The following is a 251-nucleotide window of genomic DNA, read 5'->3' on the forward strand; positions in this document are numbered from 1 at the left end:
TGAACTGGAAGGAAAGCCGGTAGGTACAGTCTATATTGGTATCTCAATCAAAGGTCGCCCGACAAACGTGGAGAAAATTACACTGGGGGGTTCTAGGGCAGCGAATCGAGAACGTGCTGTCAAATTCGGCTGTTATTTTTTAATAAGGAACTTACGGGAATCACAGAATGCTGAATAAGTGTTCTGTGATTAATTTTGTTTCAATTATCTGATTACTTGGGAAAAATGTATTTTCTGGTTAAAACCTTGAG

The 251-nt window shown here is 39.4% G+C and carries 1 protein-coding gene; it reads left to right on the forward strand.

Features of this window, described 5'->3' with window-relative positions:
* Window positions 1-4: 4 nt before the first annotated feature.
* Window positions 5-178, forward strand: a complete 174-nt coding sequence (locus RYX56_RS24095) for a CinA family protein (RefSeq protein ID WP_317124348.1) — start codon at window positions 5-7, stop codon at window positions 176-178.
* Window positions 179-251: the final 73 nt, after the last annotated feature.

The sequence above is a fragment of the Alkalihalophilus lindianensis genome (assembly GCF_032843265.1).
GTDB lineage: Bacteria > Bacillota > Bacilli > Bacillales > Bacillaceae_D > Alkalihalophilus > Alkalihalophilus lindianensis.